The organism is Agromyces sp. PvR057 (assembly GCF_040547485.1).
In the GTDB taxonomy this organism is placed as follows: domain Bacteria; phylum Actinomycetota; class Actinomycetes; order Actinomycetales; family Microbacteriaceae; genus Agromyces.
On the sequence record NZ_JBEPPT010000006.1, the window covers coordinates 54,391 to 75,734 of the forward strand.

Annotated in this window: 19 protein-coding genes; 9 read left to right on the top strand and 10 right to left on the bottom strand. The window is 69.9% G+C overall.

Annotated elements, in window-relative coordinates:
• Positions 1 to 24 precede the first annotated feature (24 nt).
• A complete protein-coding gene (locus ABIC29_RS17745) occupies positions 25 to 1,224 on the bottom strand; it encodes an MFS transporter (protein WP_354247607.1) in 1,200 nt (399 codons plus the stop codon).
• Between the two features lie 292 nt (positions 1,225 to 1,516).
• Between ABIC29_RS17745 and ABIC29_RS17750 the strand changes: the two genes are divergently transcribed.
• The 9 genes from ABIC29_RS17750 (at position 1,517) to ABIC29_RS17790 (ending at position 13,475) form a co-directional block, all read left to right on the top strand.
• A complete protein-coding gene (locus tag ABIC29_RS17750) occupies positions 1,517 to 3,478 on the top strand; it encodes a type I restriction-modification system subunit M (RefSeq protein ID WP_354247609.1) in 1,962 nt (653 codons plus the stop codon).
• Positions 3,475 to 4,692 carry a restriction endonuclease subunit S gene (locus ABIC29_RS17755; RefSeq protein WP_354247612.1) on the top strand — a complete coding sequence of 406 codons (1,218 nt, stop codon included), beginning with the start codon at positions 3,475 to 3,477 and terminating at the stop codon, positions 4,690 to 4,692. Before ABIC29_RS17750 ends, ABIC29_RS17755 begins: the two co-directional genes overlap by 4 nt.
• 52 nt (positions 4,693 to 4,744) lie before the next feature.
• The gene (locus ABIC29_RS17760; protein ID WP_354247615.1) at positions 4,745 to 5,386 is read left to right on the top strand and encodes a nucleotidyltransferase domain-containing protein; all 642 of its coding nucleotides are present in this window, start codon (positions 4,745 to 4,747) and stop codon (positions 5,384 to 5,386) included.
• Positions 5,373 to 5,759, top strand: a complete 387-nt coding sequence (locus ABIC29_RS17765) for a hypothetical protein (RefSeq protein WP_354247618.1) — start codon at positions 5,373 to 5,375, stop codon at positions 5,757 to 5,759. The genes ABIC29_RS17760 and ABIC29_RS17765 overlap by 14 nt, the downstream gene beginning before the upstream one ends.
• 8 nt (positions 5,760 to 5,767) lie before the next feature.
• Positions 5,768 to 6,283 (top strand): hypothetical protein, encoded by a 516-nt coding sequence (locus ABIC29_RS17770; protein WP_354247620.1) that lies wholly within the window; start codon positions 5,768 to 5,770, stop codon positions 6,281 to 6,283.
• 192 nt (positions 6,284 to 6,475) lie between these two features.
• The gene (locus ABIC29_RS17775; protein ID WP_354247623.1) at positions 6,476 to 9,628 is read left to right on the top strand and encodes a type I restriction endonuclease subunit R; all 3,153 of its coding nucleotides are present in this window, start codon (positions 6,476 to 6,478) and stop codon (positions 9,626 to 9,628) included.
• A 146-nt stretch (positions 9,629 to 9,774) separates the two neighbouring features.
• Positions 9,775 to 12,108 (top strand): phosphoribosylformylglycinamidine synthase subunit PurL, encoded by a 2,334-nt coding sequence (purL, locus tag ABIC29_RS17780; protein ID WP_502915504.1) that lies wholly within the window; start codon positions 9,775 to 9,777, stop codon positions 12,106 to 12,108.
• A gap of 19 nt (positions 12,109 to 12,127) precedes the next feature.
• On the top strand, positions 12,128 to 13,189 hold the full coding sequence (locus ABIC29_RS17785; protein WP_354247626.1) for a GNAT family N-acetyltransferase: 1,062 nt from the start codon (positions 12,128 to 12,130) through the stop codon (positions 13,187 to 13,189).
• A gap of 10 nt (positions 13,190 to 13,199) precedes the next feature.
• A complete protein-coding gene (locus ABIC29_RS17790) occupies positions 13,200 to 13,475 on the top strand; it encodes a hypothetical protein (protein ID WP_116085629.1) in 276 nt (91 codons plus the stop codon).
• 26 nt (positions 13,476 to 13,501) lie between these two features.
• On the opposite strand, the gene ABIC29_RS17795 is transcribed toward ABIC29_RS17790, so the two are convergent.
• The 9 genes from ABIC29_RS17795 to ABIC29_RS17835 form a co-directional block, all read right to left on the bottom strand.
• Positions 13,502 to 14,095, bottom strand: coding sequence for a hypothetical protein (locus ABIC29_RS17795; protein WP_147309226.1), 594 nt, complete (start codon positions 14,093 to 14,095; stop codon positions 13,502 to 13,504).
• Positions 14,092 to 14,511 (bottom strand): pilus assembly protein CpaE, encoded by a 420-nt coding sequence (locus ABIC29_RS17800; protein ID WP_116085767.1) that lies wholly within the window; start codon positions 14,509 to 14,511, stop codon positions 14,092 to 14,094. The genes ABIC29_RS17795 and ABIC29_RS17800 overlap by 4 nt, the downstream gene beginning before the upstream one ends.
• 130 nt (positions 14,512 to 14,641) lie before the next feature.
• The gene (locus ABIC29_RS17805; protein WP_116085624.1) at positions 14,642 to 15,802 is read right to left on the bottom strand and encodes an alcohol dehydrogenase catalytic domain-containing protein; all 1,161 of its coding nucleotides are present in this window, start codon (positions 15,800 to 15,802) and stop codon (positions 14,642 to 14,644) included.
• A 218-nt stretch (positions 15,803 to 16,020) separates the two neighbouring features.
• Complete coding sequence (locus ABIC29_RS17810) at positions 16,021 to 16,299, bottom strand: hypothetical protein (protein WP_116085621.1); 279 nt, start codon at positions 16,297 to 16,299, stop codon at positions 16,021 to 16,023.
• A complete protein-coding gene (locus ABIC29_RS17815) occupies positions 16,296 to 17,216 on the bottom strand; it encodes an SDR family NAD(P)-dependent oxidoreductase (RefSeq protein WP_116085619.1) in 921 nt (306 codons plus the stop codon). Before ABIC29_RS17815 ends, ABIC29_RS17810 begins: the two co-directional genes overlap by 4 nt.
• Positions 17,213 to 17,536 (bottom strand): chorismate mutase, encoded by a 324-nt coding sequence (locus tag ABIC29_RS17820; protein ID WP_354247631.1) that lies wholly within the window; start codon positions 17,534 to 17,536, stop codon positions 17,213 to 17,215. The genes ABIC29_RS17815 and ABIC29_RS17820 overlap by 4 nt, the downstream gene beginning before the upstream one ends.
• A 9-nt stretch (positions 17,537 to 17,545) precedes the next feature.
• On the bottom strand, positions 17,546 to 18,871 hold the full coding sequence (locus ABIC29_RS17825) for an FtsX-like permease family protein (protein WP_354247633.1): 1,326 nt from the start codon (positions 18,869 to 18,871) through the stop codon (positions 17,546 to 17,548).
• Complete coding sequence (locus ABIC29_RS17830; protein WP_354247635.1) at positions 18,868 to 19,569, bottom strand: ABC transporter ATP-binding protein; 702 nt, start codon at positions 19,567 to 19,569, stop codon at positions 18,868 to 18,870. The genes ABIC29_RS17825 and ABIC29_RS17830 overlap by 4 nt, the downstream gene beginning before the upstream one ends.
• 171 nt (positions 19,570 to 19,740) lie before the next feature.
• Positions 19,741 to 21,126, bottom strand: coding sequence for a lytic polysaccharide monooxygenase (locus ABIC29_RS17835; RefSeq protein ID WP_354247638.1), 1,386 nt, complete (start codon positions 21,124 to 21,126; stop codon positions 19,741 to 19,743).
• Positions 21,127 to 21,344 lie beyond the last annotated feature (218 nt).

The window sequence follows — 21,344 nt, forward strand, 5'->3', positions numbered from 1 at the left end:
CCTCGCCCGGCTGCTCAGCAGTGACTACCGGCCGACGCGGTTGACGAGCGCCGTCCAGATGAGCGCGGTCGTCGAGCACACGAGCAGCGCGACGAACACCCACGGCAGCGCCGAGAGGCCGATCACGCCGAAGAGCACGGCGCCGAGCAGCGCTCCGCCGCCGATGCCCGTGTTGAACGCGGTCGTGTAGAAGGATGCCGCGGCGTCGCGGATGCGGGCCGACGCCGTGTGCAGCAGGCGCGTGTTGAGCATCGTCGGGAGGGCGCCGAACGCCGTACCGAACAGCAGGAAGCTGCCGATGCCCACGACGGGCGTGGTCGGGAACGCCGCCAGGCCGGCGACGCCGAGACCCGTCGCGACGAGGGCGACGACGAGGCCGGCCGTCGGGCGCCGGCCGAGCACCGCCCCGGCGAGCACCAGGCCCACCGCGCCGGCGATGCCGTAGGCGAGCAGCATCGGGCTGATCGCGCTCGACGGGAGCCCCATGACGTCGGTGATGTACGGCGCGATGTACGTGTAAAACGTGTACATGCCGATCATCGTGACGGCGGTGATCGCGCAGACCACGAGCACCGGCATGAACGTGCGATCGCTGCGCAGGCGCAGGGGCGCGGCATCCGCTTCACCGGCGTGGTGGCGCACCGGCGGCAGGAACCGCCACACGAGCAGCGCGCCGAGCAGCGTCAGCACGCCCATCGCGGCGAAGGCGACGCGCCAGCCGAGGGCCTGGCCGAGCGCCGTGCCGAGCGGAACGCCGAGCACGAACGCGGCTGAACCGCCGGCCACGCTGATCGACACGGCCCGCGCGAGCTGCTCCTTGGGCACGAGGTGCCCGGCGTATGCGCCGACGACCGACCAGAACACGCCGTGCGCGGCACCGCCGAGCACGCGCGTCGCGAGCACCGTCGGGTAGTTCGGGGCGATCGACGTCAGCACGCAGCTGAGCGCGAGCACGGCGAGGGTGATCACGATGAGGCGGCGGCGCGGCAGGCGCTTGGTCAGCGCCGCGAGCGGAACCGTCAGCACGACGACGGTGCCCGCGAACACGGTCACGAGCAGGCCGACGAGGGGCTCGCCGACGCCGAGCTCGCGGCTCATGTCGGGCAGCAGGCCCGTGGGGAGCATCTCGATCGTGACCGAGAGGAAGACGGCGGCGGCGAGCACGATGAGCCCGAGCCAGGGGAACGGCGGCGCAGGATGCACCGTGGGAATCGAAGAGGTCATGTGAAGTGCCTGGACGAACGTCGCTCGTGGGGCGCGGGCGGGGCTCCGCGAATGCGCGAACGGCCACGAGGACTGCGCGCCGATGTGCGCGCCCAGGGCCGCCGGGATCCGACGACCGCGACCAGTCTACCGAGCGGATGCCGCGAGCGGGCCTTCGGCGCTCAGCCGGAGTTCGCGCACAGTGCCGCCGTGTGTCATCGTGAAGGGCACCTGTCGTCAGGTGACATCACCCTGTCACCGTTCCTCCGCTGCACCCGGTTGAACGCGCGCCTGCACCACCGAGGGAGCTATCTTGTCGTCGAACAACCACGCCGCGTTCATCTGGTCGGTCGCCGATCTGCTGCGCGGCAGCTTCAAGGGGCACCAGTACGGCGACATCATCCTGCCGTTCACGGTGCTGCGGCGACTCGACTGCGTGCTCGCGCCGACGAAACAGGCCGTGCTCGCGGCATCCGCAGAGGCGAAGAAGCAGGGGCTCCCGGTGAAGCCCGGCCTGCTCAAGTCGAAGGCCGGGCACGCGCTCAGCTTCTGGAACACGAGCGGGTTCAGCCTGACTACCGCACTCGGCGACCCCGATCAGGTGGAGGCGAACCTCGCCGACTACCTCAACGGCTTCAGCGCCAACGTGCAGGACATCTTCGAGAAGTACAAGGTCGCCCAAGTGCTCGAAGACCTGCAGAACGCCGACCTGCTGTATCTCGTTGCCAAGCGGTTCACCGAGGTGGACCTGTCGCCTGCGTCTGTGCCGAACGAGGAGATGGGTCACATCTTCGAAGAGCTGATCCGGAAGTTCTCCGAGGGCCGGGAACGACCGGGCGAACATTTCACCCCCCGAGATGTTGTCGAGCTGATGGTCGATCTCCTCCTGACTCCCCATGCAGAGACCCTGACGAAGGCAAACGTCGTGCGATCTGCCTACGACCCGACTGCTGGCACGGGCGGTCTCCTCAGCATGGCCGAGGACCGTATCCATCACTACAATCCGACAGCGAAGCTTCACTTGGCCGGTCAAGAACTCCAACCGGAGTCATATGCGATCTGCAAGGCCGACATGATCATGAAAGGTCAACGGATCGACGCGATCCGCTTCGGCGACTCTCTCATCGATGATCACCACGCCGGCAGCACATTCAACTACTGCCTGTCGAATCCACCGTTCGGCATGGATTGGAAGAAACAGCAGAAGGCCGTGCAGACCGAGCATGCACAGCGCGGCTACGCGGGCCGCTTCGGTCCGGGCCTGCCCGCCGTGAGCGACGGTGCGATGCTGTTTCTGCTGCACCTGATCAGCAAGATGCGGGATGCCTCCGACGGCGAGGCGGGCGGCCGCGCAGCAATCGTGCTCAACGGCTCGCCCCTGTTCACGGGCGGCGCCGGATCGGGCCCTTCGAACATCCGCAAGTGGATCCTCGAGCGCGACCTGCTCGAGGCGATCGTCGCCCTGCCGACCGACATGTTCTACAACACGGGCATCGCGACCTACGTGTGGGTCCTCTCGAACGACAAGGCACCCGAGCGCAAAGGCAAGGTACAGCTCGTCGACGGGTCGAAGCTCGCGCACAGGCTGAAGAAATCGCTCGGCTCGAAGCGCAACTTCTTGAACGACGACGACATCGCAGCACTCGTGACGGCGTACGGCGAGTTCGAGGAGACCGAGAAGTCGAAGATCTTCCACAACGAGGACTTTTTCTACCGCACGATCACGGTGGAGCGGCCGTTGCGGCAGGTCTGGCGGCCAAGCGCCGATGCGTTCGCGAACGCGGTCAAGCCCTCCGTCCAGAAGAAGTTCGAAGGCTCTGCGGGCGAACTCGACCAAATCCTCGCACTGCTCGCAGGTTCATGGGCGGATGCCTCGGAGTCGCTGTTCCTCGTTCGTCTGCGCGATGCGGCCGACCAGTTGAACATCGAACTTCCGGATGCCGCGGCGAAGCTCATCGCGAAGGCGTTCGCGATCTCCGACCCCGACGGCACACTCGCGACGGATGCCAAGGGTAAGCCCCTCGCCGACCCGTCGCTGCGCGACACCGAGAATGTGCCGTGGGCCGAGGACGTGCACGCGTACTTCGCGCGAGAGGTCACCCCGTTCGCCGCGGATGCCTGGATCGACGAGTCGAAGACCAAGGAGGGCTGCGAGATCCCGTTCACGCGCCACTTCTACGTCTACACGCCCCCGCGCCCGCTCGAGGATATCGACCGCGACCTCGATGTCGTGCTCGGGCGGATCCGGGCGCGGCTCGAAGCGGTGCGGGCGTGAGCGGATTCCCGCGACGACAGCTCAAGCGAGTCGCGACGGTCACGCTTGGAAAGATGCTTCAACCCAATCAGGCGGGCCATTCGGATGTCGAGTTGGAGTATTTACGGGCTGCACACATCCAGCCTCGTGGTCGATTGATTGACCTCGACTCTCAGAAGATGTGGTTCACCAGCGCGGAACAGCGACAACTGACGTTGCAAGCGGGCGACGTGGTGGTCGTCGAAGGCGGTGCAGGCTACGGCCGATCCGCACTACTCGCTGAGGATCGAGCGGGGTGGGCCTTCCAGAACTCGGTTGTCCGCGTCCGGCCGAGCGCAGATAGATCGAATGGCGCATTCCTGAACTACGCGATTCAGGAATCGTTGACCTCCGGTGGAATCGATGTCGCGATCAACACGGCCACCATCCCCCACTTCACCGCTGAGAAGATCGCGCGTCATGAGATCCCGCTTCCCGACGTCGAAGCGCAGCAGCAGATCGCGGAGTACCTCGATCGCGAGACGGCGGAGATCGACGCGTTCATCGCCGACCAGCAGGAACTCATCACCCTCCTCACCGAGCGCCGCGCCGCCACCATCTCACATGTGGCGGCGGCGCGCCCAGGCTGGCGCACTACTGCGATCAAACATGTCGCAGATATGCTTCCGGGCTTCGCTTTCAAGAGCGACGAATTCCGTGGCGATGAAGCTGGCACTCGTCTGATGAGAGGAATTAACGTCAGCGTAGGGACGATCGATTGGTCCGAGGTTGCGAGCGTTGATAACCCAATCGGCGTCGACCGCTACGTGTTGAGGGAAGGCGACCTGGTTCTGGGAATGGATCGCCCGTTCATCTCGCGTGGAACCCGAGTCGCTCAGATACGCGACGCGGATGCGGGCTCACTCCTCGTGCAACGAGTCCTGCGAGTTCGAGGAACGGCAGTCGCAACCCGGCTGCTCTATTACGCGCTCAGCAGCCAGGAGTTCAACGACTACATGGCGCCTGAATTTACCGGCGTCAGTGTGCCACACATGAGCGAATTCCAGGTTGGAGAGTTCCGCATCGCTGTACCTCGTCCCACCGAGCAAGGCGAGATCGTCGCGCACCTCGACCGCGAGACATCCGAGATCGATGCCGCGATCGCCGACGCACGCGAGGCGATCGCCCTCTCGAAGGAGCGCCGTGCGGCGCTGATCTCGGCGGCCGTGACCGGAAGGCTCGACACCCCTGTATAACTATTCGTAGAGATCGATTGCTAAAAATAGTGATCGATGTCAAGCTGGCGCCATGGAGCTGCAGCATCCGCTCGGGGCGATCTCGGGCGCCGTCGACACGAGAGTGCTCGACGTGCTCGTGCGCGCGGCCGACCAGCCGATGGACGCGGCGATGATCGCGCGGCTCTCCGGCAAGTCGTATACAGGCGTTCGTCATGCGCTCGAACGCCTCGTCGAGCAAGGCACCGTGCTCGAGAGCTCGGTCGGTGCGAAAATCCTCTACCGGTTCAACGCCCGACACCTGCTCGCCCCGGCGATCACCTCGATCGTCGATGCGAAGCGGGCCCTTCTCCAGCGCCTCAGTGAGCTCATCGAGCGCGAGTTCACCCCGGCGTTCCCCCGGTTCGGCGCGCTGTTCGGTTCGGCCGCCCGAGGCGATATGCGGCCCGACAGCGACCTCGACCTCTTCATGGTGCGGCCGGCTCACGTCGATGTCGATGCCTTCGCACAGGGCGCCGACGACTTCGCCGAGGAGGCGACCGCGCTCACCGGCAACGACGCACGGGTGCTCGTCTACACCGATCGCGAACTCACCGAAGGCTCCACGAAGCATCCGTTGCTCGCCGAGATCGCGCGCGACGGCATCCCCTTGGTCGGCGACCTCGCCGAGTTCCGTCGCACCGTGCTGAGCGGCTTCGCAGATGCGGCGGGTTGAGCGCACGGCGGCAGCGGAGGCCGGCCGCCGCCACAAGGCCGAGCAGTTCGCCCGCGCGACCGAGATCGTCGACGAACTCGCCGACGACGAATTCGACCTCATCGACGCCGTGGTGACCCTCTGCGTGCACGCCGGCATCGCGGCATCCGACGTCATCTGCATGCGTCGCCTCGGCACCTACGCGCAGGGTGAGAGCCACACCGACGCGATCAAGCACCTGTATGGCGCCGACACGGCCGCCGCGAACCAGCTCTCGACGCTACTCGGCATGAAGACCAAAGCCGGGTACGGTCAGGACTCGGTGAGCGCTACCGACGTCAAACGCGCCGTCCGCGCCATGCACGCCCTCCTCGTCGCCATGCGACAGGCCTGAGTACCCGCTTGATATCCCACTCGAAAGCCCGTCGAATGAACAGACTCCCGCGCGAAGCACGACTCGAGCGGCTCGGCGCCGTCAACGCCGAAGCCGAACTGCTCCGCCTTTCGTCGATCGAGCGGACGAAGTCGATCGAAACCAAGGCCTCGTTCGGTGTGGTGGTCGGCGGCGTGCTCGCGACCGCGAACTTCGCCGGCCTCCCGACGGGTGCTGCATGGGTCTTCGGTGCCGTTCCGATGTCACTCACCATCGCAGCGATGATCTGCGCCACAGTCGCGCTCTGGCCTCGCGCACTCCGACAGGCCTCCTCGGCCTTCCTCGAAAGCCTGCTCGATCCCGACCTCACCGAAGCCGCGTACCTTGAACGGATTCGCAAGGTCAAAATGGCGGAGACCGCCTCTCGCGACGTGCAGAATCGACAGCGTTCGAGGTTCGCGAAGACCGGATTCGTGCTCCTCATCATCTCCGCCCTCGCGACGCTCAGCGTCGCCATGCTGACTGCTGCGCTCGGAATCGACTAAGGAGACTCGATGGGATGGACCGGCCCGAAAGGCAAGCCGAAGCCGACACCGAACGAGGACGTCGATCAATACCTCGCGCCGTTCGCTCAGCTCTCCCGCGGGGATGCCTTCTCGCAATTCGCGTCTCTCCGACGAGTAACCCCCTCGACCCGCACAACGGCAGCTCCCAGAGACGCCGAACAAAGGAAGCCGATGACGAAGCCACACCTCGAAGCCGCGTTCGAATCGGACATCTGCGACGAGCTCGGTGAGCGCGGATGGCTCGTCAGCCAGAACGACGACGGCTACGACAAGCAGCGCGCGATGTATCCGGCCGATGTCTGGGCCTGGCTCGCCGAAACACAGGCCGAGCAACTGGTGAAGGCGGTGCCCGGCATCGACGCGCAGCGCCCGATCGCGTTCGACGCTCTGAGCACAGCGCAACGCACGACGTTCGACGGTGTGCTCAACCGGATCGCGAAAGCACTCGCAGTCGCCCCGATCAACGGGGGCGGCACCCTCGGGGTCCTCAAGGGCGAGGTCGCGTCGGTGCAGGGCAAATTCCGCCTGTTCCAGGCGAAACCGACCATCGGATTCAACGAGACCACCGCAGGCATGTACGCCGCCAACCGACTGCGGGTCATGCGCCAGGTCGTCTACTCGCAGACGGGCGGCAGAGAACTTGACCTCGTGCTCTTCCTGAACGGTCTGCCCGTGGCGACCGTCGAACTGAAGACCGATCTCACCCAAGACGCCGCAGCCGCGCTGCGCCAGTACGCCCACGACCGGCCGCCCGTCGGCGAACCGCTGCTCGAGTTCGGCCGCGGAGCGCTCGTGCACCTAGTCGTGTCCAACGAGCTGGTCTACCTGACCACCCGACTCGACGGACAGAACACGATCTTCCTTCCGTTCAACCAAGGCCACGACCACGGCGCGGGCAACCCGCCCCGGGAAGGCACCAGCCCGACCGCATACCTCTGGGAGGAGACGCTCGTACCAGACGCGTGGCTCGACCTCCTCGCCAGATTCGCGCATTACCGGTACGACACCCGTACCGACGCGGCCACCGGCAAGCAGAACAAGGTTTCGTCGCTTCGGTTTCCCCGATATCACCAGTGGCGGGCGGTCACGAAGCTCGAGTCCGCGGCCCTCGCCGACGATTCCCCGGGCACGTATCTGATCCAGCATTCCGCCGGCTCCGGCAAGACCGACTCGATCGCCTGGGCCGCGCACCGGTTCGCCTCACTCCACCGACCCGACGGCTCGAAGGTGTTCGACGGCGTGATCGTCGTCAGCGATCGACGCGTGCTCGACGGTCAGCTCTCCAAGGCCGTCGCCGGGCTCGAGACGACACCCGGCGTCTTCACCGCCGTCAAAGACGGTGAAGGAGGTGCGAAATCGTCGAAACTCGTCGACGCCCTCATCGCCCGAAAGCCCATCATCGGGGTCACCCTGCAGACGTTCCCCTTCGCACTCGAGGCACTCGACAATCACGCCGCCCTGGCCGGCCGCGCGTACGCCGTCATCGCCGACGAAGCGCACTCGTCTCAATCGGGCGAAGGGGCATCAGCTATCAAGAAGTTGCTCGCGCTCGGCGACGCGAGCGACGATGGCCACGCGATCACCGCGACATCCGAAGATCTTCCCGAACCCGCCGAGGCGGAGTTCGACAGCGAATCGGTGCTGTCAGCCCATATGGCCGCCAAAGCCGGCAGCGCCGGAAACGTGACGTTCGTGGCCTTCACCGCGACCCCCAAGGCGAAGACGCTCGAACTGTTCGGCACGCCCGACGCGTCGACCGGTGAGAAGCTCCCGTTCGACCTCTACGCGATGAAGCAGGCGATCGAAGAGGGGTTCATCCTCGACGTGCTGAAGAACTACGTCACCTACGACACCGCGTTCAAGATCGCCCACACCGAGACCGCGAATCCCGACAAAGAGGTCGACGTCTCGAAGGCGAGTAGCGAGCTCATGCAATGGGTGCAGTTGCACCCGCACAACATCGCCCAGCGCGTGGCCGTCATCGTCGAACACTTCCGCCGCGTCGTCGCTCACGAACTCGGCGGTCAGGCGAAGGCCATGGTCGTCACCGCGAGCCGCAAACATGCCGTGCGGTATCACCAGGCCATGGAGCGATACCTCGCCGATCGAGGTCTCGCTGAAGACATCGGCGTGCTCGTCGCGTTCTCCGGCACGGTGCACGATGGCACCCCGCCGTCGGACCGCACCGAGGCGTCGATGAATCCCGCGGTGCACGGCGCCTCACTCGAGGAGGCCTTCGATACCGACACCTTCGACGTGATGATCGTCGCCAACAAGTACCAGACCGGATTCGACCAGCCCAAGCTCGTGGCCATGTACGTCGACAAGAAACTCTCGGGGATCACGGCAGTGCAGACGCTCTCGCGCCTCAATCGCGTGATTCCGGGCAAGGTCAACACCTACGTGCTCGACTTCGTCAATGACCCGAAACAGATCGAGTCCGCCTTCCAGACGTACTACGAAGACGCACGCCTCGACGCGCCCAGCGACCCGAACGTCGTCTACGACATGCTCATGAAACTCAAGGCGGCGAAGATCGTCGACCGACATGATGTCGACGCCGTGGTCGAGCAGTGGCTGCACGGCAAGTCGCACAACACGCTGTACTCGCTCATCAAGAAGTCGTCCGACGTGTTCTGGGACCGATGGAACACGGCCGCCGAATCCGGCGACGAAGCCGAGGCGGCCATCCTCGAAGAGTTCCGCAGCACCGTCTCGGCGTACGTGCGCGCGTACGACTTCCTTTCACAATTGCTCGACTATGGCGACACCGAGGTCGAGCGATGGGCGATCTTCCTGCGGGTCTTCGCGCGCAAGATCCAACGCCAGCACACGGCCGGACCCGGAGTCGCGGACGACATCGTGCTCACCCACTACCGGATGAAGAGACTTGGCAACGCCGGAATCGCACTGCATCCCGGCGCGGGCACCGGGCTCACCGGCATCACCGACACCGGTTCCGCCACGCCGAAGGAGACCAAGTACGGCCCGCTCTCGAGCGTGATCGAGCGCATCAACGAGTTGTTCGCGGGCACCGGCATCGGCGAGACCGACCAGGTGAACGCGATCTCGTCGTTGCTCCGGCACGCTGCAGCCAACCCCACACTGCAGGCGCAGGCGATGGCGAACACCGAGCAGGACTTCTCCGTCTCCCCTGATCTCGAAGGCGCCGTCGAGGATGTCGCCTACGCAGCAGGAGATGGACACTCCAAGGCGATCGCGGCAGTGCTCACGCGCATGGACCTCGGCGAGGTCGTGAAGGTGCTGCTCGGAGCAGGACTCTACGAGGCATTGCGCCGAGAGGCGAGCGAACCGGAGGAATAGACCGAGCGGGCCGCGGCGGGCCGGATGAGCCCCGCGCGGGCCATCCGCTCGCCGTTCTCGGGGTATGCGCCGGCAAGTAGACTGAGCGGGTCAGGCATTCGCCCCGCGGCATCCGCATCGCCGCCGTCTTCTGGAGCTCGCCACTCGTGACCATCAACACCCCAGCAAACATCGCCGCCCCGACGACTGCGGTGCTCGACACCGTCGACGTCGCCGCCGCCACTCCCGAGAAGGAACAGCCGTACGCCGCGCTGGGTCTCAAGCCCGACGAGTACGAGCGCATCCGCAACATCCTCGGCCGCCGCCCGACGAGCGCCGAGCTCGCGATGTACTCCGTCATGTGGAGCGAGCACTGCTCCTACAAGTCGTCGAAGATCTACCTGCGCCAGTTCGGCAAGAAGGTCACGCCGGCCATGAAGCAGCACCTGATGGTGGGCATGGGCGAGAACGCCGGCGTGCTCGACATCGGCGAGGGCTGGGCCGTCACCTTCAAGATCGAGTCGCACAACCACCCGAGCTACATCGAGCCGTTCCAGGGTGCCGCGACCGGCGTCGGCGGCATCGTGCGCGACATCATCTCGATGGGCGCGCGCCCCGTGGCCGTCATGGACGCGCTCCGCTTCGGCGACATCAACCACCCCGACACCGCGCGCGTCGTGCACGGCGTGGTCTCGGGCATCAGCTTCTACGGCAACTGCCTCGGCCTGCCGAACATCGGCGGCGAGACCTGGTTCGACTCGGTCTACCAGGCCAACCCGCTCGTGAACGCCCTCGCCGTCGGCGTGCTCCGGCACGAAGACCTGCACCTGGCCAACGCCAAGGGCGCGGGCAACAAGGTCGTGCTGTTCGGCGCCCGCACGGGCGGCGACGGCATCGGCGGCGCCTCGATCCTCGCGTCCGACACGTTCGCCGAGGGCGGCCCGACCAAGCGCCCCGCGGTGCAGGTCGGCGACCCGTTCGCCGAGAAGGTGCTCATCGAGTGCTGCCTCGAGCTGTTCCAGGGCGACCTCGTCGAGGGCATCCAGGACCTCGGAGCGGCGGGCATCTCGTGCGCGACCTCCGAACTCGCCTCGAACGGCGACGGCGGCATGGCCATCGTGCTCGACGACGTGCTGCTGCGCGACCCCACGCTCACGCCCGAGGAGATCCTCATGAGCGAGAGCCAGGAGCGCATGATGGCCATCGTGCGCCCCGAGAAGCTCGACGGCTTCCTCGAGGTCGTCAAGAAGTGGGATGTCGAGACCAGCGTGCTCGGCGAGGTCACCGACACCGGCCGCCTCAGCATCATGTGGCACGGCCAGGAGATCGTGAACGTCGACCCGCGCACCGTCGCCGTCGACGGCCCGGTCTACGAGCGCCCGGTCGCCTACCCCACCTGGATCGACGCGCTGCAGGCCGACACCGCCGCGAAGCTCGACCGCCCGGCGACGCCCGACGAGATCCGCGAGCAGTTCCTGAAGCTCGTCGGCTCGGCGAACCAGGCCGACGCCGCGTGGGTCACGAACCAGTACGACTCCTACGTGCTCGGCAACACCGCGCTCGGCGCGCCCGACGACGCGGGCATGATCCGCGTCGACGAGGAATCCGGCCTCGGCGTCTCGGTCGCGACCGACGCCAACGGCCGCTACTCGTACCTCGACCCGCGCCAGGGCGCGAAGCTCGCCCTCGCCGAGGCGTTCCGCAACGTCGCCGTCACCGGCGCGAAGCCGATGGGCGTCAGCGACTGCCTGAACTTCGGCTCCCCCGAGAACCCCGAGGTCATGTGGCAGTTCTCCGAGACCGTCGAGGGCCTCAGCGACGGATGCCTCGAGCTCGGCATTCCCGTCACGGGCGGCAACGTCAGCTTCTACAACCAGACCGGTGACGTGCCGATCCACCCGACGCCGGTCATCGCCGTGCTCGGCGTGATCGACGACGTCGCCCGCCGCATCCCCAGCGGATGGCAGGACGACGGCCACAACATCTACCTCCTCGGCGACACCGCGCTCGAGCTCGACGGCTCCGCGTGGGCCGGCACCGTGCACGGCCACCTCGGCGGTCGCCCGCCGGCCGTCTCGCTCGAGGGCGAGAAGGTGCTCGCCGAGCTGCTCGCCGCGGCGGCGCTCGAGGGCCTCATCGACTCCGCGCACGACCTCAGCGACGGCGGCCTCGCGATCGCCCTCTCCGAGGCGGTCACGCGCTTCGGCGTCGGTGCCCGCGTGTTCCTCGGCGAGGTCACCGGCGACGCCGGCATCGACGTCGCGACCGCGCTCTTCTCGGAGTCGGCCGGTCGCGTCATCGTCACGGTCCCGCGCGAAGACGACGTCAAGTTCCGCGGCCTCTGCGACGGTCGCGGCTACCCGGTGCGCCGCATCGGCGTGACGGATGCCGCATCCGGATCGCTCGAGGTGCAGGACGCCTTCACGGTGTCGATCGACGAGCTGCGCGGCGTCAACCGCGCCCCGCTCGCCGACGCGTTCGGTCCCGTCGTCGGGTACTGACACCGGCTGACGCGGCCCCATGTGCCCCCGAGAGGACGGATTCCGGCGGTCGCCCGACGGCGACACGGCCGAAATCCGTCCTCTCGCCGCATCCGATGCTCCTCAGGGCTACACGGACGCCTACGCTGCCGCGCACGGCAGCTTCGGCCTCGTGCCCGCCGCGTACGTGTTCCTCATCGCCGGCGACCGCGTGCTGCTGCAGCGTCGCGCGAACACCGATTACTACGACGGTTGGTGGGCCGCGTCGGCCGCCGGTCACGTCGACCCGGGCGAACCGGTGCACGCGACCGCCGCGCGCGAGGCGCTCGAGGAGATCGGCGTCGGCATCGACCCCGACGACCTCGAGCCGCTGACGGCCATGCATCGCACGGCACCCAGCCGACGGCGGGTCGACCAGCGTCTCGACGTGTTCTTCGCGTGCCCCCGCTGGACCGGCGAGCCCGCCCTGCAGGAGCGCACGGCGAGCGAGCTCGCCTGGTTCGACCTCGGTGCGCTGCCCGAGCGGCTCGTGCACCACGAACGGTTCGTGCTCGACGGCTGGCGCGACGGAACCCTGTCACCCGTCTCCGCGTTCGGGTTCGCGGCGGGGGCCGGTGCCGCAGCGCCCGACGCAGAGCCCGCGCCCGAGGCCGGGCCCGGGCTGGACCCGGCCCTTCCGCACGAGGTCGCGTACGGCACGGCGTCGGCGCGCGACATCCGCGAGCTCATCGACTTCTGGGCGCGTGCCGGCGAGAACGACTCGCGACCGAGCGACACGCCGGAGGCGGTCGAGCGGCTCCTCGCGCGCGACGCCGCGTCGCTCATCGTCGCCCGCGTCGACGGCCGGGTGGTGGGCACGGTCATCGCCGGTTACGACGGGTGGCGCGCCCACCTCTCCCGCCTCGCCGTCGCGCCCGAGCAGCGACGCCGCGGCATCGGCCGCGAACTCCTGCGGCGCGCCGAGGCCAGGCTGGCCGCGTTCGGCGTCACGCGCTTCGACGCGATGGTGCTCGCGCACAACGACCTCGGCCGCAGCCTCTGGTCGTCCCTCGGCTACGCCGAGCAGGACGACTGGCGGCGGTGGGTTCGCAGCGCGAGGTAGCATTCCGCACATGCACCTGCTCTCCACCGGCATCGCCATCGCGGCGGCGGCGTTCGCGCTCGCGCTCGTCGTCGGCATGGCGGTGCGGGCGATACGCGCCGAGCGCGGCCAGCGCATGCGCGCGGCGTTCAGCCCGCTGATGAGCTCGTTCGAGGTGCACCAGGAGCTGCACACCGGCCAGAGGGGCCTGCAGGACTCGATCATCGAGTCGATCCAGGTCTCCGAGGTGCGCCCGTCGCGCACCGACGGCGACCCCGAGCCCGAACCCGGTCGCGACCCGGCCTGATCTGCGCCCCGCGCGGCAGCCCGGCCTCAGGCGCGCTCGGGCGGGTTCGCGAGCAGCTCGACGCGCTCGGCGAGGTACCGGGCGAGCGGGGCGAGCGCCTCAGGCGAGGTCGGATTCCAACGTACGAGCACCTCGCCGTCGCGCACGACGAGCGGACCCGCCGCACGGTCGCGGGCGAGCGCCTCGAAGTCGATCGGGTTCGCGTCGAAGGCGACGGTCTCGCCCTCGGGGATGCCGCCCCTCACCGCGGCCGCCCGGAGTGCGCGCTGCTCGGCGACCGACTCGGCGGTGATGCTCTTGCGCGCCGCGCGCTCGGCCCGCACCACGCGCCCGGTGTCCCAGGCCCCGCCGGAGTCGTCGAGCAGCAGCACCCCGAGTCGCCAGACCCGGCCGGTCGGCGTCATGCGCGCGGCGCGCGGGATCCCGAGCACGCGTCGCTCGGGCGCGAGCGCGGCGAGCGTCTCCTGCCGCGCACCGCCGGCGGCGAGCGCCGCGGCCGCGTCGGCCACGAGCAGGCGCGCCGCGGCGACGGCGGCACCAGCCGCATCGGCACTCGCGGCATCCGGACTCGCGGCATCCGCCCCCGATTCACCGGGCACCGGCCCCGCGGCATCCGTCATCGCGACCTGCCGACGAGTTCGCTCAGCGCGAGCCCGTAGGCCTCGGCGACATCCGGATGCTCGAACCTGACCCGCTCGCCGCCGAGCTCGATCTCGACCTCGAAGGCGTCGTCGAGCCGCGTGAGCGACCGGAACGTCGCACGCAGCAGCTCGCGCAGCTGGTCTTCGCGCGGGAGCCACACGGCGTCGACGAGGGCGACCGAGTCGAGGGCCCACTCGGTGGTGCCGTTGAACGCGAGCACCGTGCCGGTCGGGTGGCGCCGCGCCTCGATCGTCATCTCGCTCACGGTGAAGACGTCGGCCTCGGCCTCGGCCTCGACATCGCTCGGCAGGTCGAGCTGGAAGCGATCACCCGATTGCGGGTGCCACACGAGCCCGGCGTCGCGGAGGGTGAGGGCGAGCTCCCGGCTGATCATCTCCCAATCGTGCCCCGAACCGGCCGCCGCGTCACGCCGCCGCACCTCGCTCGGGTCGACGCTCCCGCCGGGGCCGGGATTCGGGGTCATCCCCCAATGCTCCCTCGAACCGTGCCCCGACGGAAGCGGCTCAGGGGGCGGACCGCCGCCCGGGGGCGACGCCCACCCGGATGTGCCGACCAGACGCGGCCTCCTCGAGCGCGTGGTCGAGCCTGGCGAGCGCGTGCGTCGAGCTCACGAGCTCGTCGAGCGGCAGCGTGCGCCACGAACGCTCGAGGAACGCGACCGCGCGCTCGAGATGCGCGGCGTCGTAGTTGTGCACGCCCGTGATGGTCGCGAGCCGTCGCACGAGCGACTCGGGATCGATGCAGAGCTCGGTGCCGCTCGTGACGGTGCCGACGAGCACGACCACGCCGCCGATGCCGACCTTCGCGACGGCCGTGCGCACGCCTGCGGCGGCGCCGGAGGCCTCGATCGCGACGAGCACCTCGCGGGCGCCCGCCCCGCTCGCGGCGGCCAGCACGGACTCGAGCCGCTCGGGGTCGTCGGCCCTGGCGCGCGGGTCTGCGCTCAGCGCGCCGAGCCGGCGCGCGAACGCCCGCCGCGAGGCATCCGGTTCGGAGACGATCACGGTCGCGCCTGCGTCGAGCGCGAGGGCCGCGCAGGTGAGGCCGATCATGCCGCCGCCGGTGACGAGCACGACGGCCCCGTCGAGGTCGACGCGATCGGATGCCGCGGCGAGCGCCGCGACCGCGGTCGCCGTCGCGCACGAGGCGGGCGCCGCCACGACCGCCGGCACGTCTTCGGCCACGCGCACGATCGCCGTGCCGGCGCGCAGCTGCACGTGCGTGGCGAATCCGCCGGAGAGCTCCCACCCGCGGTGCACGCGCTCGTGGCCGTACTTGGCGAGCGTTCGGCACTTCTGGGTGAGCCCGCGACGGCAGCGGTCGCAGGTGCCGCAGCTCACGGTGACCGACCACACGACGCGGTCGCCGAGCTCGAGCGGGGACCCGTCGCTGCGCACGGCTCCGGCACCGAGGGCGACCACGCGGCCGACCTGTTCGTGACCGAGCACGAGCGGCGACCGCACCGGACGATGCCCGAGCACCGTGTGCACGTCGGACCCGCAGATCGTGGTGAGCTCGACCTCGACGAGGGCCTCTCCGTCGCCGAGGTGCACGCCCGGCACGGCGAGCGCCTCCTGCGCGCGTCCCGGCTCGTTCCAGACCATGGCGACGGGCGAGGGCTTGACGATGACGTCGTGCTCACTCAGGCGGTCGACGGTGTGCATCGCGGCTGCCCCTCGCTTTCGTGGCCGATGCGCCCGGGGCGAGCGCGTGCTGTCGTAGGGGTTCCCACCGTATGCAGCCGCCGCCAACGGCGTCGGTCGGCTCGGTTACCGGCAGGTGAATGCCTCGAATCCGGCAGGCTCCGCTCGCAGGGCCGTGCCGGGCGCGCTCAGCGGCGCGCAAGGGGAGGCCGGCGGGAGCTGGGCCGTGCCGGGGGCGCTCACCGGCGCAGACGCCCCGGGCCGAGCGCCGCGCCGAGCCCGACGACGATGACGCCGACCACGAGGTAGCCGTAACGCGCCGTGAGCAGGCCGGCCACCATGAAGACCGCACCGACGACGACGACGACCCTGGCGAGGACCGCGCGCACGGTCGGCTTGGCGAAGAGGCGCGCGAAGAGGCCGCGCGGAGCCTCGGCCCCTGCGTCGCCCGCGCCCCCGGACGCGCCCGCGGGTCGGCGTTCGAGGCCGCCCCCTGGCCGCCGCTCGAGCCCGCTCATGCGCCGATCGGGAACTCGCGGCCCGTGGTCTCTTCGGCGAAGGTCCAGAACCGCGCGCCGATCGCCGGATCGGTCGAGACGCGGGTCGGTCTCTGCAACCGGGGCTCGCCGCGGGTCAGGTATCGCGGGCCCCAGAACTGGCCGCCCGTGACCTCCGGCGCCGTGAGGGCGTGCAACGGGATCTCGGCGCCACGGTGCTTGCCCTGCGCCCACGCCGACTGCAGCGCGTCGGAGAACCGGTCGCCGCGGGTCGGTTCGTTCACGCCGGGCACGGTCGGCGTGCGCCCGCGCACCGAGTAGCCGGGGTGCACGACGATGCTCGAGGCGGCGACCCCCGCGGCCCGCAACCGGCGGTCGAGCTCGAAGCCGAGCACCTGCGACGCGATCTTCGACTGCGCGTACGCCCGCCACGAGTCGTAGCCGTGCTCGAGTTGGAGGTCGCTCATGCGGAACGTCGAGAGCCGGGTCGACAACGACCCGAGCAGCACGACCCTGGCGCCCAGGGTGAGATGCGGCACGAGCCGGGCGAGCAGCGTGAAGTGCCCGAGCACGTTCGTCGCGAGCACGAGCTCGTCGCCGTCGACCGAGAGCTCGCGCGTGCGGGGCGTGTGCACCATGCCGGCGTTCGCGACGATGCCGTCGAACGGCTCCACCAGGAGCAGCGCATCGGTGCCGCGCAGCACCGACCCCTGCGACGACGTGTCGATCACGATCGCCTCGACGGATGCCGCGGGCCTGGCGCCCCGGATGGCCGAGCGAGCGGCGTCGAGCCGGTCTGCGCTGCGCCCGGCGAGCACGACGTGCGCGCCCGCGGCCGCGAGTCGCGCCGCGGTGAAGAACCCGACCCCGGCGTTCGCACCGGTGACGAGGAATCGACGCCCCGCCTGCGGCGGCAGCGCAAGCGGGTACCAGGTCATTCGGGCCGTGCCCCGCCCGCGATCTCCTCGTGGTGCTGGATCACCTCGGCGACGACGAAGTTGAACCACTTCTCGGCGAAGGCGGGGTCGAGGTGCGCGTCGACGGCGAGGTCGCGCAGCCGGGCGATCTGCCGCTGCTCACGGCTCGGGTCGCTCGGCGGGAGTCCGTGCTCGGCCTTCAGCCGCCCGACCTTCTGCGTGAACTTGAACCGCTCGGCCAGCAGGTGGATGAGGGCCGCGTCGATGTTGTCGATGCTCGAGCGGATGCCGAGGAGCTCGGCCATCGCGGCATCACGTTCGTCGGGTCGGCCTTCAGTCATGCTTCGACCCTACCCGGCAGCCACCCGATGCAGAACGGGCTTCGTGGCCGCCAGCCCGAGCCAGACGATGCCGATGCCGGCGGCGAGCACGACCGCGATCACGGCGAGCGACAGCGGCGCGACGATGAGCGTGATGCCCGTGAGCGGCAGCATCACGATCGCCGCGATCACGGCCGATCCGACCGCGGTGACGCGCAGCGGCGACATGACGGCTCGACGCCGTGCGGCCTCCATGGTGGCGACCGGCATGCCGAGCATCTCGAGGCTTCGGTACAGGTCGGCGCGGTCGAGGATCGCCGCCGCCTGGCCGACGCCCACCGAGCACGCGACCATCAGGAACGAGCCGACGACCGTGATGAGGATGCCGGTGCGCACGTCGGCGAGCAGCATCGCCGATTCGGGGTCGGCGTTGCCCCCGTCGACGGCGGCCGAACCGAGCAGGCCGACGCCGACACCCGCGAAGACGGCCATGAAGCTCGTCATCGCGACGCCGCCGACCTGACGCCAGGCGGCCTTCGGCGACTCGAGCACCGAGCGCGCCGCGAGCAGGCGGGCCGGGGTCTTCGCCCGCCGGGCCTGCCCGCTCGCGCGCAGGCGAATGACCCACGGGCCGAGGAGGTTCAGCACCGCGAGCGTGCCGCCGAAGGCGACCGCGAGCATCGTGATGAGCACGAGCGCGACCTGCGCGACCCCGATCACGCTCATCAGCGCGTAGGCGAACGCGACGACGCCGACCGCGCCGACCACGCGGATCCAGTGCAGGCGCGGTGCCTCCTGGCGGGTGCGCACGCCGAGCGGCGAGATGACCATCTGGCGGAGGCCGAGCACGGCGCTCACCGCGGCGAGCGCGGCCACCGCGATCGGCGCGCCCACGAGCACCCACCACGGCAGCAGCACGCCCGCGGCGGTGAGCGGCTCCCCGCGGAACGGGATGAGGCCGATGAGCGGCACCGCCGCGAGGTACGCGAGCACCCCGAGCACCGCCCCGGCCAGCGCGAACGCGGCCGCCTCGACGACGGCCAGCGCGCGAACGGCGCCCGGCGTCGCGCCGAGCAGGCGGAGCGTCGCCAGCCGGTCGTCGCGGCGCCTCGCCGAGAGCCGTGCCGCCGCGCCGCCCAGCGACACGAGCGGCACCACGAGCAGCACGAGCGCGATGACCGCGAGCAGCTGGTAGATCATCGACGTGTCGTCGGTCCACGTGAAGAACGTCCGGGCGCCGCCCGCGACCGTGAGGAGCAGCGCGGTGACCACCGCGAACGCGACCACGGGGAGCACGGATGCCGCGGCGCCCGCCGATCCCGGTCGTGCGAGCAGCCACGCGACCCTGGCGATCATGCGCTCACCCCCGGCACCCGCTCGCCCACGATGCGCCCGTCGCGCATCTCGACGACGCGGGAGCACTGCGCCGCGACATCCGGATCATGCGTGACGACCACGAGCGTGCGCCCCTGGCCGGTCGTCGAGTGCAGCAGCGCGCCCATCACGTCGGCGCTCGTCTGCGAGTCGAGGGCTCCGGTGGGCTCGTCGGCGAAGACCACGGTCGCACCCGTGACCTGTGCACGGGCGATCGCCACGCGCTGCGCCTGGCCGCCCGAGAGCTGGCCGATGCGACGCTCCTCGAGCCCCGCGAGGCCGAGGGCGGCCAGCCACCCGCGCGCGTGCTGCTCGGCGGTCGCCCGCGGCATCCCGTTCAGCATGAGTGCGAGCGCGACGTTCTCGACCGCGGTGAGCTCCGGGATGAGGAGCCCCTGCTGGAAGACGAACCCGAACGCCTCCCGGCGAAGTCGGGAACGTTCGCGCTCGCCGAGCTCGGTGACCGGCACCAGTCCGATGCCGGAACGGAAGCCGACCGTTCCGGAGTCGGGCCGGGTGATGCCCGCGAGGCAGTGCAGCAGGGTCGTCTTGCCCGACCCGGATGCGCCCATGATGGCGAGCGACTCGCCGGTGCGCACCTGGAGGTCCACGCCCGCCAGGGCGTGCGCGGTGCCGAAGGACTTGCTGAGGCCTGCTGCCTCGATCACGAACGAACTCATGCCTCCAGCCTCGTCGGGCAAGGCGCTCGGGGCGTCGGGCTGCGGGATGATCCGCGGGCCCGCGGCATCCGCCTGCAGATGTACGGCGGGCCTGTGCGTACACCGGTGCGGCGCGGCATCCGAGGTCGACGGATGCCGCGCCGCGGCGGAGGCGGGTCGCGCTGCCCCCGGTCAGCCCACGGGCCTCCAGAGCGACTGCGCAGTGATCCAGCTCGGATCGCCGACGCCCTGGTGCGTCTGCACGGCCTCGTAGACCGTGCCGCCGAAGCTCACGCGGTCGCCCTTCGCGTAAGCGCCGCTGGGGTTCCACGCGGGCGCGCTGCTCCCCGAGCCGGCGAGGGTGGTGATCTGGAACACCGCGCTGTAGGCCGAGGCGTTGCCCGCGGCGTCCACCGCGGCGACCCGGTACCGGTAGGCGGTCGAGGCCGTGAGCGCCGTGTCGACGAGGCTCGTCGCCGAGCTCTGCCCGACCTGCGCGAACGCGCCCGTCGCGGTCGCCCGCTCGACGCGGTAGGCGGCGACCCCGCGGTCGTCGGTCGACGCCGTCCACATGAGGTCGACGCTCGAGGCGGTGGTCGCCATGCTGTGCACGCCGGTCGGCGCGGTCGGCGCCTGCGTGTCGGGCTGCGAGCCGCTGCCCGTGGTCACGCCGAACACCGCGCTCCACGCCGAGACGTTGCCCGCCGCGTCGACGGCCGCGACCCGGTACCGGTACGCCGTCGAGGCCGCGAGGCCCGTGTCGAGGTGGCTCGCGCCCGTCGCCTGCGCGACCTGGGCGAACGCGCCGGTCGCGGTCGCACGCTCGACGCGGTACCCGCTGACACCGCGATCGTCGGTCGACGCGGTCCAGGCGAGTCCGACGCTCGACGAGCCGGTCGCCGTGCTGCGCACCGACGTCGGCGCGGTCGGCGCCTGCGTGTCGGCGGACCCGGGCGAACCCGAGATGTTCACGTCGACCACGTTGTAGAACGCGTTCGTCGTGTCCCACACCTCCCAGACCGCGAGGATCACGTGGTAGCCCGAGTGGTCGCTCGGGATCGTGATCGTGTGCACCGGGTACGTGTTCGCCGCCGAGTGGTCGTGGGCGACGACCTGCAGCAGTTCGAACGACGAGCGCTTCAGCGGCTCGTTCGGGTTCCAGTCGTTCTTCGTGATGTAGTACCGCCACTGGTCGGTGTTGTGCGGCGCGGTGTACGTCCACCCGAACCGGTGCGGGCCCGGCGTGATCTCGTTCTTCGCCCACCTCGTCGCAGTCTGCGCGTCGAGCTCCGAGAACTGGGCGATGCCCGCCGAGGCGATCCTGCCGTCGGCCGGCCCCGTCTCGGGGAACCCGCCGGGCGCCTCGAGGCTCTGCGGCTCGTAGGCCACCGCGCCCAGTCCGGTGTTGCCCGGCATCACCTGCCTGGCGGTCAGCTCCGAACCCGAGCCGCCGATCCATCCGTGTGCGAACGCCGGTGCGGCGACGCCGAGCATCGCCAGCGCGGTCGCCGTGGCGAGCACGACGAGCGCCTTCGGCCTCCTTCGTCGAGAACTCCGCCGTCGAGACGTGGTGTGCATCGCTCATCCTCTCCGCGGCGCGCGGCGCCGCCTCTGCGCGGGCGGCGAGCGTGCCCTGCCCGGCACCTGCGGACGCTACGCCCGGGCGCGCGGCCGCGGCATCCGCAATTCCACCTACGCACCGGCGGGCGGCGGTCGTCGGCGCACACGGATGCGGCGCGGCATCCGGCCCCCACCGGATGCCGCGCCGCGGCCAGTGCGTTCCCCTCACAGGGCGT

Coding starts and splice junctions, on each gene's coding strand:
- ABIC29_RS17745 (WP_354247607.1), bottom strand. CDS start 1,224: ATGACCTCTTCGATTCCCACGGTGCATCCTGCGCCGCCGTTCCCCTGG.
- ABIC29_RS17760 (WP_354247615.1), top strand. CDS start 4,745: ATGGAGCTGCAGCATCCGCTCGGGGCGATCTCGGGCGCCGTCGACACG.
- ABIC29_RS17765 (WP_354247618.1), top strand. CDS start 5,373: ATGCGGCGGGTTGAGCGCACGGCGGCAGCGGAGGCCGGCCGCCGCCAC.
- ABIC29_RS17775 (WP_354247623.1), top strand. CDS start 6,476: ATGACGAAGCCACACCTCGAAGCCGCGTTCGAATCGGACATCTGCGAC.
- ABIC29_RS17785 (WP_354247626.1), top strand. CDS start 12,128: ATGTGCCCCCGAGAGGACGGATTCCGGCGGTCGCCCGACGGCGACACG.
- ABIC29_RS17790 (WP_116085629.1), top strand. CDS start 13,200: ATGCACCTGCTCTCCACCGGCATCGCCATCGCGGCGGCGGCGTTCGCG.
- ABIC29_RS17795 (WP_147309226.1), bottom strand. CDS start 14,095: ATGACGGATGCCGCGGGGCCGGTGCCCGGTGAATCGGGGGCGGATGCC.
- ABIC29_RS17800 (WP_116085767.1), bottom strand. CDS start 14,511: ATGATCAGCCGGGAGCTCGCCCTCACCCTCCGCGACGCCGGGCTCGTG.
- ABIC29_RS17805 (WP_116085624.1), bottom strand. CDS start 15,802: ATGCACACCGTCGACCGCCTGAGTGAGCACGACGTCATCGTCAAGCCC.
- ABIC29_RS17810 (WP_116085621.1), bottom strand. CDS start 16,299: ATGAGCGGGCTCGAGCGGCGGCCAGGGGGCGGCCTCGAACGCCGACCC.
- ABIC29_RS17815 (WP_116085619.1), bottom strand. CDS start 17,216: ATGACCTGGTACCCGCTTGCGCTGCCGCCGCAGGCGGGGCGTCGATTC.
- ABIC29_RS17820 (WP_354247631.1), bottom strand. CDS start 17,536: ATGACTGAAGGCCGACCCGACGAACGTGATGCCGCGATGGCCGAGCTC.
- ABIC29_RS17825 (WP_354247633.1), bottom strand. CDS start 18,871: ATGATCGCCAGGGTCGCGTGGCTGCTCGCACGACCGGGATCGGCGGGC.
- ABIC29_RS17830 (WP_354247635.1), bottom strand. CDS start 19,569: ATGAGTTCGTTCGTGATCGAGGCAGCAGGCCTCAGCAAGTCCTTCGGC.
- ABIC29_RS17835 (WP_354247638.1), bottom strand. CDS start 21,126: ATGCACACCACGTCTCGACGGCGGAGTTCTCGACGAAGGAGGCCGAAG.